Source organism: Paenibacillus sp. FSL H7-0737, from assembly GCF_000758545.1.
Classification (GTDB): Bacteria; Bacillota; Bacilli; order Paenibacillales; family Paenibacillaceae; genus Paenibacillus_AQ.
The window spans coordinates 938,543-952,002 of the sequence record NZ_CP009279.1 but is presented as its reverse complement, the minus strand read 5'-3'; the positions used below and the strand labels follow the sequence as shown (position 1 = coordinate 952,002).

5 protein-coding genes, 15 tRNA genes and 3 rRNA genes are annotated in these 13,460 nt (G+C 46.6%); 2 read left to right on the top strand and 21 right to left on the bottom strand.

The window, feature by feature from the left end; translation table 11 throughout:
• Positions 1 to 140: 140 nt before the first annotated feature.
• Positions 141 to 335, bottom strand: coding sequence for a sporulation protein Cse60 (locus H70737_RS04185; protein ID WP_042184993.1), 195 nt, complete (start codon positions 333 to 335; stop codon positions 141 to 143).
• 394 nt (positions 336 to 729) lie between these two features.
• Between H70737_RS04185 and H70737_RS04180 the strand changes: the two genes are divergently transcribed.
• Positions 730 to 1,185 carry a GreA/GreB family elongation factor gene (locus tag H70737_RS04180; RefSeq protein ID WP_042184991.1) on the top strand — a complete coding sequence of 152 codons (456 nt, stop codon included), beginning with the start codon at positions 730 to 732 and terminating at the stop codon, positions 1,183 to 1,185.
• 100 nt (positions 1,186 to 1,285) lie between these two features.
• Here H70737_RS04180 and H70737_RS04175 read toward each other — a convergent pair whose 3' ends face one another.
• From H70737_RS04175 to H70737_RS31155, 20 genes are all read right to left on the bottom strand, one after another.
• A complete protein-coding gene (locus tag H70737_RS04175; RefSeq protein ID WP_042184989.1) occupies positions 1,286 to 1,750 on the bottom strand; it encodes a YdeI/OmpD-associated family protein in 465 nt (154 codons plus the stop codon).
• A gap of 103 nt (positions 1,751 to 1,853) precedes the next feature.
• Positions 1,854 to 1,924 (bottom strand) — tRNA-Gly (locus H70737_RS04170).
• 12 nt (positions 1,925 to 1,936) lie between these two features.
• Positions 1,937 to 2,010 (bottom strand) — tRNA-Pro (locus H70737_RS04165).
• A gap of 30 nt (positions 2,011 to 2,040) precedes the next feature.
• Positions 2,041 to 2,117, bottom strand: a tRNA-Arg gene (locus tag H70737_RS04160).
• A gap of 8 nt (positions 2,118 to 2,125) precedes the next feature.
• Positions 2,126 to 2,200: transfer RNA gene (locus H70737_RS04155), tRNA-Gly, on the bottom strand.
• Between the two features lie 6 nt (positions 2,201 to 2,206).
• Positions 2,207 to 2,290: transfer RNA gene (locus tag H70737_RS04150), tRNA-Leu, on the bottom strand.
• A gap of 15 nt (positions 2,291 to 2,305) precedes the next feature.
• Positions 2,306 to 2,381, bottom strand: a tRNA-Lys gene (locus H70737_RS04145).
• Between the two features lie 7 nt (positions 2,382 to 2,388).
• A tRNA-Gln gene (locus H70737_RS04140) sits at positions 2,389 to 2,463 on the bottom strand.
• A 16-nt stretch (positions 2,464 to 2,479) separates the two neighbouring features.
• Positions 2,480 to 2,557: transfer RNA gene (locus tag H70737_RS04135), tRNA-Asp, on the bottom strand.
• 25 nt (positions 2,558 to 2,582) lie between these two features.
• Positions 2,583 to 2,659 (bottom strand) — tRNA-Met (locus H70737_RS04130).
• Positions 2,660 to 2,731: 72 nt separating this feature from the next.
• Positions 2,732 to 2,808 (bottom strand) — tRNA-Met (locus H70737_RS04125).
• 17 nt (positions 2,809 to 2,825) lie between these two features.
• Positions 2,826 to 2,901 (bottom strand) — tRNA-Val (locus H70737_RS04120).
• A 6-nt stretch (positions 2,902 to 2,907) separates the two neighbouring features.
• Positions 2,908 to 2,979 (bottom strand) — tRNA-Glu (locus H70737_RS04115).
• Positions 2,980 to 2,995: 16 nt separating this feature from the next.
• Positions 2,996 to 3,088, bottom strand: a tRNA-Ser gene (locus tag H70737_RS04110).
• 5 nt (positions 3,089 to 3,093) lie between these two features.
• Positions 3,094 to 3,169, bottom strand: a tRNA-Asn gene (locus H70737_RS04105).
• Positions 3,170 to 3,172: 3 nt separating this feature from the next.
• Positions 3,173 to 3,249: transfer RNA gene (locus H70737_RS04100), tRNA-Ile, on the bottom strand.
• 58 nt (positions 3,250 to 3,307) lie between these two features.
• Positions 3,308 to 3,424, bottom strand: a 5S ribosomal RNA gene (rrf, locus tag H70737_RS04095).
• 75 nt (positions 3,425 to 3,499) lie between these two features.
• A 23S ribosomal RNA gene (locus H70737_RS04090) occupies positions 3,500 to 6,427 on the bottom strand.
• A 263-nt stretch (positions 6,428 to 6,690) separates the two neighbouring features.
• Positions 6,691 to 8,248: ribosomal RNA gene (locus H70737_RS04085) — 16S ribosomal RNA — on the bottom strand.
• Together the 16S, 23S and 5S rRNA genes with 15 tRNA genes alongside form the textbook arrangement of a ribosomal RNA operon.
• A gap of 471 nt (positions 8,249 to 8,719) precedes the next feature.
• Complete coding sequence (locus H70737_RS31155; RefSeq protein ID WP_052404155.1) at positions 8,720 to 13,060, bottom strand: S-layer homology domain-containing protein; 4,341 nt, start codon at positions 13,058 to 13,060, stop codon at positions 8,720 to 8,722.
• Between the two features lie 167 nt (positions 13,061 to 13,227).
• Between H70737_RS31155 and H70737_RS29655 the strand changes: the two genes are divergently transcribed.
• Entirely contained in the window at positions 13,228 to 13,353 is a 126-nt protein-coding gene (locus H70737_RS29655; RefSeq protein WP_052404154.1) for a DUF4023 domain-containing protein, read from the top strand.
• Positions 13,354 to 13,460 lie beyond the last annotated feature (107 nt).

Genomic DNA, 13,460 nt, shown 5'->3' with positions numbered 1-13,460 from the left:
ATACAATCAAAGAGGACCTTTACCCGTAAATGGGAAAGGTCCTCTTTGTTCATAAGAAAAGCTAAAACATATAATATATAAGAACGATCACGATGCATAGCGTGGAGACAACAGATAAGCACGAAAAAAAAGTATTCCAGTTATTGCCCTTCATTTGTCTTATACACGACCAGTATACTGCTTCTTTGATGCTCTGCCCCATCACGTGAAGATTTAACTACCGAACCGTAGCAGATATTCACAACCTGTTCCTCACGCAGCCCTGCCAAGAACTCATTAGCCTTATTCTCAGCATACGAATTATCAGCATCTACAAACTCTTTTACTTGAATCATCCTGATCTCTCCTTTAATAAATTATAGTTACTTTTTATGTCTAGATTCTATAGGTGAACTCAACGAAATGTACATGGCGTATCACTCCCCTGGTAACATTTAATGTAAAATTATCTTCGAAATATAGTATAGGCATTCCGCAGTTTTCTACGAAATGCCTATAACATCAGCCTATCATAGCACCCAACTATACAATAGTCAAACGTTTTAAATACAATATTTAGTAAGAATTTAATGCCTTTGCAAAATGGATTGGATTTACATATAGAAGCTGTTATACTGATCAGAAGGTTCCCTCTAGGGGACCTCTATTTGTATAGGAGGGATTTTAATATGGCAACGCGTCATAACAAATTTGCAAAGAATGTGCTACTTAGAGGGGGTGAAATCTACTATGAACCATAGTCTAATTTATGAAGGCTCAAGGACACAACTGGTCCAGCAGCTTATTTATTTTGATGAGGAAAAAATCGCATTTCTAAATCAGTATTTCCCGGAACGAAGCAAACAAAGAAGTAATGCTGAAACGCTGTTGTCCCGTTATTGCTCCGAGCTGGAACAATTACTTTCCCGTTTTAGTGGTGAAGAATTGAATTCACTCGTATTGATTGGAAGTCAGCTTCAGCTCCGCTACTTAGACGACAATACTACAGATACCTACACCATCGTATTTCCAAACCAGGCAGAACCCAATGATAACAAGATTTCAATGTTCTCGCCTATTGGCATGCAGCTGCTGTTAGCTCAGATCGGCAGTACATGTCAGCTAGCTATTCCTTCAGGTGAGTTATCAGTAAAAATCGAAAGTATTAAGTTTGTGAATTGTGGTGAGGTGGCCGTTCTTATTTAAGCCCACTTGCACATATCACCAACATTAACAGCGTCCCTTTCCAATCTTATGGAAGAGGACGCTGTTCATCTATTCAGCCTGCTAAGCACTCTTCATACTTTTATTTGAGCCTCAAGCCTTCACCCAGTTTACTGACTGATTTTTCGATACGAGATGCTCTGGTTTCAGGTCTTTTCGCCGCTTCGATCCAAGATACATATTCCTTCTGATAAGAATAAGCCAGACCGTTATAATAAGCTTCTGCCTGCTCATGGCTACTCAACGCATCAAGGAAATCCTTAGGGGCTTCTACCTCCCGTAATTGATGATCTTGCTCCATCGTCACATGCACAATATCACCAGGTTGAGCTTTGGCTAGATCCCGTAGTTCTTTCTTTACCACCATAAAATGCTTTCCGTTTCCATGGGGCATAAGCGTTCCTCTATAGGGGATTCCATTTACACTTCCTTTTACCTGTATTCTGGACTTTGTTTCAAATATTTGTTCGGCATCAAAAGGGACGTTAAGATAAGTCCAGCTCCCACTTGCATCAGGTCGCACTAATTTAGCTTCAAATTCAAACATTGCTACCTCCTCAACTAAAAGCCCTAAGTTCTATTGTATCCATATGAATGTAACTACACAAAAAAAACACCTGCCTATAATAGACAGATGTTTCTTAATTATAAGCGGGTGATGGGAATCGAACCCACGCTATCAGCTTGGAAGGCTGAAGTTCTACCATTGAACTACACCCGCAAAGGTATAAAATCGGGATGACACGATTTGAACATGCGACCCCCTGGTCCCAAACCAGGTGCTCTACCAAGCTGAGCTACATCCCGTCAAAATATGTAATTACTTAGTAATAAAAATGGCGCGCCCTGAGAGATTCGAACTCCCGGCCTTTTGATTCGTAGTCAAACGCTCTATCCAGCTGAGCTAAGGGCGCAAAAATTATGGAGCGGAAGACGGGAATCGAACCCGCGACCCTCGCCTTGGCAAGGCGATGCTCTACCGCTGAGCCACTTCCGCAAAATATGGTGCGCGTGAAGGGACTTGAACCCCCACGTCGTGAAACGCCAGATCCTAAGTCTGGTGCGTCTGCCATTCCGCCACACGCGCACACTTTGAAAATAATGGTGAGCCATGAAGGACTCGAACCTTCGACACCCTGATTAAAAGTCAGGTGCTCTACCAACTGAGCTAATGGCTCTCATAAATGGCTGGGGATATAGGATTTGAACCTATGCATGACGGAGTCAAAGTCCGTTGCCTTACCGCTTGGCTAATCCCCAACAATAATTAACTAAATGGCGGAACCGACGAGATTCGAACTCGCGATCTCCTGCGTGACAGGCAGGCATGTTAGGCCAACTACACCACGGTTCCATAGACATAATGCATAAGAGTAAATTGGTTGCGGGGGCAGGATTTGAACCTGCGGCCTTCGGGTTATGAGCCCGACGAGCTACCGGGCTGCTCCACCCCGCGTCATTTAATAATTATATACTATTCATTTACACTACGCCAGCTAGTCCCAAAACATCATGCTTAAGGAAAATTTGGTTGCGGGGGCAGGATTTGAACCTGCGGCCTTCGGGTTATGAGCCCGACGAGCTACCGGGCTGCTCCACCCCGCGTCGTTCTTAAATGAATATGGTGGAGGCTGAGGGGATCGAACCCCCGACCCTCTGCTTGTAAGGCAGATGCTCTCCCAGCTGAGCTAAGCCTCCATGTTATGACCCGTATGGGATTCGAACCCATGTTACCTCCGTGAAAGGGAGGTGTCTTAACCCCTTGACCAACGGGCCATGCTAATAAACTTTATGGCGGAGAGAGAGGGATTCGAACCCTCGAGACGCTTGTGGCGCCTACACGATTTCCAATCGTGCTCCTTCGGCCAAACTCGGACACCTCTCCATAAATGGCTCCCCGAACAGGACTCGAACCTGTGACAACTCGATTAACAGTCGAGTGCTCTACCAACTGAGCTATCAGGGAATATGGTGGGCCTTAGTGGACTCGAACCACCGACCTCACCCTTATCAGGGGTGCGCTCTAACCAGCTGAGCTAAAGGCCCTTTTTAAGACACATCAATATTAAGGGCAAAAAAAATACCACGGGTAATGTGGTTGTCCGCTTGGCGACGTCCTACTCTCCCAGGACCCTTCGGTCCAAGTACCATCGGCGCTGGAGGGCTTAACGGTCGTGTTCGGGATGGGTACGTGTGGAACCCCTCCGCTATCGCCACCAAACGGGCATTTACATCGTAAATGCTCAGGCTTGAGTCGCCTGAAAACTGAATCCGAATTGAATTTGCGTCTTAAGTATAGGATAAGCCCTCGACCGATTAGTATTGGTCAGCTCCATGCATTACTGCACTTCCACCTCCAACCTATCTACCTCGTCGTCTTCAAGGGGTCTTACTAATTGGGAAATCTCATCTTGAGGGGGGCTTCACGCTTAGATGCTTTCAGCGCTTATCCCGTCCGTACGTAGCTACCCAGCCATGCTTCTGGCGAAACAACTGGTGCACCAGCGGTACGTCCATCCCGGTCCTCTCGTACTAAGGACAGCTCCTCTCAAATTTCCTGCGCCCACGACAGATAGGGACCGAACTGTCTCACGACGTTCTGAACCCAGCTCGCGTACCGCTTTAATGGGCGAACAGCCCAACCCTTGGGACCTACTTCAGCCCCAGGATGCGATGAGCCGACATCGAGGTGCCAAACCTCCCCGTCGATGTGGACTCTTGGGGGAGATAAGCCTGTTATCCCCAGGGTAGCTTTTATCCGTTGAGCGATGGCCCTTCCATGCGGTACCACCGGATCACTAAGTCCGACTTTCGTCCCTGCTCGACTTGTAGGTCTCGCAGTCAAGCTCCCTTATGCCTTTGCACTCTTCGAATGATTTCCAACCATTCTGAGGGAACCTTGGAACGCCTCCGTTACTCTTTAGGAGGCGACCGCCCCAGTCAAACTGCCCGCCTGACACGGTCCCCGTACCCGATTAGGGTACTAGGTTAGAACCTAGATACGATCAGGGTGGTATCCCAACGGCGCCTCCACCGAAGCTTGCGCTCCGATTTCTACGGCTCCCACCTATCCTGTACAGATCGTACCCAAATTCAATATCAAGCTGCAGTAAAGCTCCATGGGGTCTTTCCGTCTTGTCGCGGGTAACCTGCATCTTCACAGGTATTAAAATTTCACCGGATCTCTCGTTGAGACAGCGCCCAAGTCGTTACGCCATTCGTGCGGGTCAGAATTTACCTGACAAGGAATTTCGCTACCTTAGGACCGTTATAGTTACGGCCGCCGTTTACTGGGGCTTCGGTTCATAGCTTCGGGTTACCCCTAACCACTCCCCTTAACCTTCCAGCACCGGGCAGGCGTCAGCCCGTATACTTCGCCTTGCGGCTTCGCACAGACCTGTGTTTTTGCTAAACAGTCGCTTGGGCCTTTTCACTGCGGCCCCCTCGTGCTATTCACACTACCGGGGCACCCCTTCTCCCGAAGTTACGGGGTCATTTTGCCGAGTTCCTTAACGAGAGTTCTTCCGCGCGCCTTAGAATTCTCTTCTCGCCTACCTGTGTCGGTTTGCGGTACGGGCACCTTCTCCTGGCTAGAGGCTTTTCTTGGCAGTGTGAGATCATGACCTTCGCTACTACAATTTTCGCTCCCCATCACAGCCCAGCCTTAATGATGTGCGGATTTGCCTACACATCAGCCTCACTGCTTAGACGGACATATCCATCAGTCCGCGTCACTACCCTCCTGCGTCACCCCATCGCTCATAGCGGATTACGGTGGTACAGTAATTTCAAACTGTTGTCCTTCGACTACGCCTTTCGGCCTCGCCTTAGGTCCCGACTTACCCTGAGCGGACGAGCCTTCCTCAGGAAACCTTGGGCTTTCGGCGGATCAGATTCTCACTGATCTTTTCGTTACTCATACCGGCATTCTCACTTGTATGCTGTCCAGCGCTCCTTACGGTACACCTTCAACCCACATACAACGCTCCCCTACCCCAGATACATAGTATCTAGCCATAGCTTCGGTGGTGTGTTTAGCCCCGTTACATTTTCGGCGCAGAGTCACTCGACCAGTGAGCTATTACGCACTCTTTCAATGGTGGCTGCTTCTAAGCCAACATCCTGGTTGTCTGTGCAACTCCACATCCTTTCCCACTTAACACACACTTGGGGACCTTAGCTGATGGTCTGGGCTGTTTCCCTTTTGACAATGGATCTTAGCACTCACTGTCTGACTCCCGGCAATAAGTATATGGCATTCGGAGTTTGACTGAGCTTGGTAATCCTTGCGGACCCCGCACCCAATCAGTGCTCTACCTCCACTACTCTTATACCGAGGCTAGCCCTAAAGCTATTTCGGGGAGAACCAGCTATCTCCGAGTTCGATTGGAATTTCTCCGCTACCCCCACCTCATCCCCGCATTTTTCAACATGCGTGGGTTCGGGCCTCCAGTGCGTGTTACCGCACCTTCACCCTGGACAGGGGTAGATCACACGGTTTCGGGTCTACGTCCACATACTCAATCGCCCTATTCAGACTCGCTTTCGCTGCGGCTCCGTCTTCTCGACTTAACCTTGCATGTTAAACGTAACTCGCCGGTTCATTCTACAAAAGGCACGCCATCACCCATAGATAGGGCTCTGACTTTTTGTAAGCACACGGTTTCAGGTTCTATTTCACTCCCCTTCCGGGGTGCTTTTCACCTTTCCCTCACGGTACTGTTTCACTATCGGTCGCCAGGTAGTATTTAGCCTTAGCAGATGGTCCTGCTGGATTCATACGGGGTTTCACGTGCCCCGCACTACTCGGGATCCGTCTCGGAGAGAACACAGTTTAGGTTACAGGGCTTTTACCTCTATCGCGGGCCTTTCCAGACCTCTTCGCCTACCATATTCCTTTGTAACTCCATGTGAGACGTCCCACAACCCCTAAGAGCAAGCTCTTAGGTTTAGGCTGTTCCGCGTTCGCTCGCCGCTACTGACGGAATCACTATTGTTTTCTCTTCCTCAGGGTACTTAGATGTTTCAGTTCCCCTGGTCTGCCTCTACATCTCCTATGTGTTCAGAGATGAGTAACTGCGAATTACCACAGCTGGGTTTCCCCATTCGGACACCCCCGGATCAAAGCTTGCTTACAGCTCCCCGAGGCAGTTTCGTTGTTCGCCACGTCCTTCGTCGGCTCCTGGCGCCTAGGCATCCTCCGTGTGCTCTTATTAGCTTAACCTTGATTTTTCCGCAGGAAAATATCATACAATGACATTCTCTTTGGAATCATCTCACTAATAACATTTACTTGTTTACACAAGTTGCTAAAAGATGTTCTAAAACGCAAATTCGTTTCGGTATCCAGTTTTCAAGGATCAAGTTTAAAGATGAGAGCTTAAACTCTCAAAACTGAGCAACGAGTGAGTAACAGGCCTAAACCTGAGATTTGGAAGTTTAACTTCCGATTTGAATGTCTTCATCGCAGAAGACGATTCTCCATAGAAAGGAGGTGATCCAGCCGCACCTTCCGATACGGCTACCTTGTTACGACTTCACCCCAATCATCTACCCCACCTTCGGCGGCTGGCTCCCTTGCGGGTTACCCCACCGACTTCGGGTGTTGTAAACTCTCGTGGTGTGACGGGCGGTGTGTACAAGACCCGGGAACGTATTCACCGCGGCATGCTGATCCGCGATTACTAGCAATTCCGACTTCATGCAGGCGAGTTGCAGCCTGCAATCCGAACTGAGACCGGCTTTGATGGGATTGGCTTCACCTCGCGGCTTCGCTTCCCGTTGTACCGGCCATTGTAGTACGTGTGTAGCCCAGGTCATAAGGGGCATGATGATTTGACGTCATCCCCACCTTCCTCCGGTTTGTCACCGGCAGTCACTCTAGAGTGCCCAACATTACTTGCTGGCAACTAAAGTTAAGGGTTGCGCTCGTTGCGGGACTTAACCCAACATCTCACGACACGAGCTGACGACAACCATGCACCACCTGTCTCCTCTGTCCCGAAGGCCGCCACTATCTCTAGTGGATTCAGAGGGATGTCAAGACCTGGTAAGGTTCTTCGCGTTGCTTCGAATTAAACCACATACTCCACTGCTTGTGCGGGTCCCCGTCAATTCCTTTGAGTTTCAGTCTTGCGACCGTACTCCCCAGGCGGAGTGCTTACTGTGTTAACTTCGGCACCAAGGGTATCGAAACCCCTAACACCTAGCACTCATCGTTTACGGCGTGGACTACCAGGGTATCTAATCCTGTTTGCTCCCCACGCTTTCGCGCCTCAGCGTCAGTTACAGCCCAGAAAGTCGCCTTCGCCACTGGTGTTCCTCCACATATCTACGCATTTCACCGCTACACGTGGAATTCCACTTTCCTCTTCTGTACTCAAGTCACCCAGTTTCCAGTGCGACCTCAGGTTGAGCCCAAGGTTTAAACACCAGACTTAAATGACCGCCTGCGCGCGCTTTACGCCCAATAATTCCGGACAACGCTTGCCCCCTACGTATTACCGCGGCTGCTGGCACGTAGTTAGCCGGGGCTTTCTTCTCAGGTACCGTCACTCCGATAGCAGTTACTCTACCGGACGTTCTTCCCTGGCAACAGAGCTTTACGATCCGAAAACCTTCATCACTCACGCGGCGTTGCTCCGTCAGGCTTTCGCCCATTGCGGAAGATTCCCTACTGCTGCCTCCCGTAGGAGTCTGGGCCGTGTCTCAGTCCCAGTGTGGCCGTTCACCCTCTCAGGTCGGCTACGCATCGTCGCCTTGGTGGGCCGTTACCCCACCAACTAGCTAATGCGCCGCAGGCCCATCCCTCAGTGACAGATTGCTCCGTCTTTCATTCTTTCTTCAGGAGAAAAAAGAAATTATCCGGTATTAGCTACCGTTTCCGGTAGTTATCCCAGTCTAAGGGGCAGGTTGCCTACGTGTTACTCACCCGTCCGCCGCTAAGTCATTTTGAAAGCAAGCTTTCAAAATGACTCCGCTCGACTTGCATGTATTAGGCACGCCGCCAGCGTTCGTCCTGAGCCAGGATCAAACTCTCCAATTAGTATTGAAAAGAGCGATATGCTCATTTTGAAACATCTGACGAGAAAATTAATTCTCTAATTTTGGATATCACTTTCGTGATTTCCTACTCACTCGTTGTTCAGTTTTCAAAGATCAAGTTCTCGTTGGCGCCGTTTAATGTCTCAGCAGCAACTCTTATACTATATCATGTTCAGCCGTTTAATGTCAAGCTCTTTTTTTACTTCTTTTTCGAGCTCGGCATGTGTGTTTCTCGGCCAGAAATAGAATATATCATGTATAGAGATTCATTGCAAGCATTATTTTAAAATTCATATTATTTTGCATTCTTTTACTTCTTCATCATAATAGTCCACTTCCTTAGTGATGTTTTCCGGCAAAGTGATGGTCTCTTATACAAAAAGCATTAAACACAAAAGAGCCCCAGCAGATAAGCTGAGACCCCTTTGTTCGATACAAGCTAAGCTTGAGTTCATTTCACGCAGATAATAGATTACTTCTGCCCTTTTTCTAATAATGCAAGGATTATGGTAACCGCCTCTGCTCTTGTTGCCTTCTGGTTAGGTGCAAATTTATTCTGCCCTATACCATTCACAAGGCCTGATTTCGCTGCCGCTGCAATATACGGCACTGCCCATGCTGGTACATCCTTAGCATCATTGAAGGTTAATGTCGCTTTAGGATCTACCGTAATACCAAGAGCGCGAACAACCATAACTGCTAATTCTGTACGTGTTAGCTCCTGTGTAGGACGGAATGTTCCATCATCATAGCCACTGATAATTTGCAGAGATACAGCCTGTGCCACAAAAGACTTAGCCCATGCTGGAATCTTCGCAGAATCCTTAAAGCTTGAAGTGTCACCATTCTCCGGTAATTGTAATGCACGTGCCAGCAATGTGATAAATTCAACCCGATTTACTTTCTGATTCGGACGGAAAGTATCATCCGGATAACCACTAACGAAGCCAGCTGCTACTGCTTTCTCGATAACAGCAGCCGCCCAGTGATTGCTAGTATCCGTTAAAGATGGCTTACTAACTGGCGTCGCAGTTGGTGAAGGCGCCGTTGTCGGTGCTGGTGTAGCTGTTGGCGCTACTGTTGGTGTTGGTGTTGCTGTCGGTTTTGTTGTTGGTGCAGTTGTTGGTGCAGTTGTTGGTGCAGTTGTTGGTGCAGTTGTTGGCGCTGTTGTTGGTGCTGTTGTCGGCTCTGTTGTTGGCGTTGGTGTTGGCGTTGGTGTTGGCGTTGGTGTTGGTGTAACTCCACCATTCTCATCGCCCTTAACAATACCGAACTCTTCAAGAACATATGGTTTAGCCTCATTAACATTCTGATCAATCTCATAAGATACAGCTGTCAGCTTCCCTGCATCTACAGTGATACCAACAAAGGTCTGAACTTGACCGCGCATTGGACGCGTAGCATCACTTGGGTCCGCTCCGTATTTAGCTGCTGTATTCTCATTGGCTACTTCAAAGAGATTATAGTAAGCATTTCCCAATTCTTTCTTCATGTTCTTATAGTAAACCTTCGCTCCTGCCGTAGCTGGAATCAGATAGATTGTTCCATCTGGGTTTACTGTGTACTCTACCGTTTGACCATTGAAGCTTTCCTTGATTTTCACTGTGTCTGCTGCAGTTCCGTCAGCCTTGATTGGCTTGGTTCGTGCATAGATATGATCGTGACCTTGAAGCACCAGGTCAATACCCAGTTCAGCCATCATTGGAGCGACTTTCGCTCTTTCTCCATTAGCGCCCATAATATCTTTGTCAGTAGCGTGGTTAGAGGTTGTGTATGGTCCTTTATGCATAGCGACGATAATCCACTTCGCTCCAGCAGCCTTCGCTGCTTTTACATCGGCCTTCATCCAATCCAACTGTGCCTTGCTGAAGTTAGCATATTCATCCGAATTCTCATTCGTGTTCAAGACTACAAAGTGCGCATTGCTGTAATCATAGGAATAGTATGCTCCTGTTTCTGTTGGTGAGCCTGCGGCTTCCTTAATATTGTAGTGCTCATAGAAGGCATTCGCTTTATCCTCATGGTTCCCCGCAACTGGAACAATAGTGGTATTGAGCAAGGTTTCCTGTGAATGGCCAAGCAACCAATTCCATTGTGATTCATTGGTTCCAGTATCTACGATATCTCCGTTAATCGCCACAAACTCAGCATTCGGGAATGTCGTAAGTGCTTTTGCCATCGTTTCTCCAGAAAGAATAGCCTCATCTTCGGTCTTAGCTTGTGTGTCCGCCAGATCGATGAAAGTAAATGCACCTGTCTTAGCAGCTGTTTCGAAAGTTCCCACTGCACTCCACAATCCCAGTGCTTTATCACCTACACGGAAGTAGTATTTCGTATCAGCCTTAAGGCCAGAAGCTTCAGCTTTATGAACTAATTCATCCTTTGAATTTCTGGAAACAGCTGAACGGCCTGTAAACTCAGCAGCTTTTGTAAAGTCTGGAGTAACGCCCGTATTCTCTACAACCTGCAGGTCGCTTCCTGCAGATTTCAACGCTGTGTACCAAGTGAATCCTTTTGCACTCACTGGATCGCCGTTAAAGGTAACGGTAACTTTTTTGATAGAATCGCTAGAAGCAATTTTAGCTTCTGAATTGGTTCTGTCACTTACAGCTTTGATAACAAATTGATAGGTTTGGTTCGGATTAGTATTTTCTACAGTGTAACTATAAGAAGTTTGACCTTCCGTATTAGGAACACTGACCGTCCAGTTTGCAGATACCAGATCATTTTGCTCATAAATGCGATATCCTGATACCGGTGCACCGGATGCAGGCGCATCCCAAGTTAACGTGATTTTACCGCCATCTGCTACAGTAGCTTTTGCATTTTGCACAGGTTTAACAGCTACATCAGACTTATGAATGCTGTATTTATCATACAAGTCAGTAGATCCACCAGTTGTCGTGGTATAGGCTTCGTATGAAAATTCATTATTTGTTACAGTCATTCCTGTGAACATTTCCTTACCAGGCTGCTCGTATTTAGCTGCAAAAGGAAATGGACCTGCTGCTACATTATATTTTTTATTGCCCGCTGCATTTGTAATCAGGTATAACGTACCCTTAGGATCAGTTACCACTCCGTTTTTGTCCGGCTTAATATCCGTCAACGGCTGATTGTTGTACATTTGATAGCTTCTAGTATAGGTGTGGTCATGTCCTCCGATAACCATGTCAATACCAAGCTCATCAAATACCTTTGTCAAATTAGCTCTGTAATAGAGTACATCTGTATCATTTGTGTGACTGGCAACTGAATAAGGTGATTTATGCAAAAGCACAACCTTCCACTTCTGATCGCTTTTCGCGGCTTCACTGCGCAGCCACTCTACTTGTTTTTTGTAAATTTCGTTATTCTCAAGACTCGAGCTAGCACCATAATATTCTGTATTAATAACCATAAAGTGTGCTGAACCGTAGTCAAAAGAATATACAGAGCCATCTGGTTTTGCGCCCGTATTCGAGACATTAGGTAAATTAAAATGAGTTGTGTAATTGCTATAACTCTTACTTTCATGATTACCTACCAGTGGAACCAATGGAATATTTGCTAGAATATCCTTTGGTTTATTGAAGAACCATCCCCATTGCTCCTCAATATCACCGTTGTCTACCAAATCACCGGAATTCAGAATGAATTCACTTGTCGGGAATTTAGCCAATCCCTCTTGAAGGGTATGATTCCAAATATCAAAATCACCTTCAGTTGTTCCTTGAGAGTCCGTTGTATATAAGAACTTAAATGCCTGATTACTGGAGCTTTCTGTTGTAAACGTTCCGATGTCACTCCAATTATCAGCTTGTCCATCCCCAGCACGGTAAGCATACTCCGTTCCCGGCTGCAGGTGATCAGCAATGACCTTATGACTAGTCAGTACTACTGGTTTCTTGGCTGACTTATCCGCTTTGGTCATATACACGCTTGTTGTAACCGATGTTCCTTCGTAAGTTTGAGCACCTACCGGAAACTGACCATCCACTAATTTAGAAGCTTCTACTACTTCAAGCTTGGTACCCGTCACACTCTCAGGTGCATACCAGTTGAATCCCATACTAGTCTGAGGGTTTCCGTTAAAAGTAAGTGCGATAGACTCAGGCTTCCCAACTCCAGGGTCTACAGGCTCTACTACCGGATAAGCAATCAGGTTCATATCCCAATAGAGGTCAGAGCTACCATCACTCGACTGATGCACCTCAGCTGAAAGCTCATTACTTCCGTCCTTCAAGTTAGCCTTTACTACTTCGGTAAGGTCTACCTTGGTATATTCGTTTGGATCACTTAAGTTAGTTGAACTTTTTGTTTGAAAATTAATTTCGCCCGCTGGCATAGCCTCACGGTAAATTTCTTTACCGTTCAAATATAGTACAGCTCCGTCATCAAATGCGAAGTTACCCAAGATTTTATCGGATTTCGCAATCTCTTCCTTATTCACCGTTACGTTTGTACGGAAGTAAGAAGTACGATATTTCATACTCTTATTAGAACCGTAGCTTATATTTGTGTTCAGAGCACCAAATTGCTTACTGCTGACTCCGGATCCACTATCTTTATAACCAAGCGGTGCTTGGCCAGACGCCCATGTTGAATCATCGTACACGGACCGCCATACCGTCCCTTGATCTGTTCCGTGATCTAGATACTTCCACGTAGAATTCCCTGCCAATAATGTAACAGGCTCTAACGATTGTAATTGCAGTAGTCCAGCATCCCCATTGCTGTCTTCAGCATAAGCTGGTATTCCTGTGAATGTAATTCCCAGTACCATAACGAAAGCTAAGGTCATGGATACAGCTTGTTTAAATAACCTGTTCATAATCAGTCTCCCTTACTGTTCTATGAAATGCTTGCATCCATTTATAGTAACTATTAAATATTTTCGCAATGTCTTTATAAACATAGAAGTTTGTAAAGTACATCGTGTATGTATTCTTACAAAAGTGGTTACAGTAACGGCAAGGTTGCCAATCAAGGAGGATAAACATGGACGATACTCATGCTTTTGTAGAAAAAGTACACGATACCCAAAAGAAAGCTGAAAAGAATAAAGAAAATCACGGTAAAAGTACACCAAGTCAAAAGCTGCCAAATAAACAGCACAGTAAGTAAAAGCGTTTAAATCATTGGCTCCCAAACACGACAAAGAAGCAGCAAGCCTCTCCAACTATGGGAGACTTGCTGCTTTACTTTTTAAGGCACAAAGATAAGTGCTAATG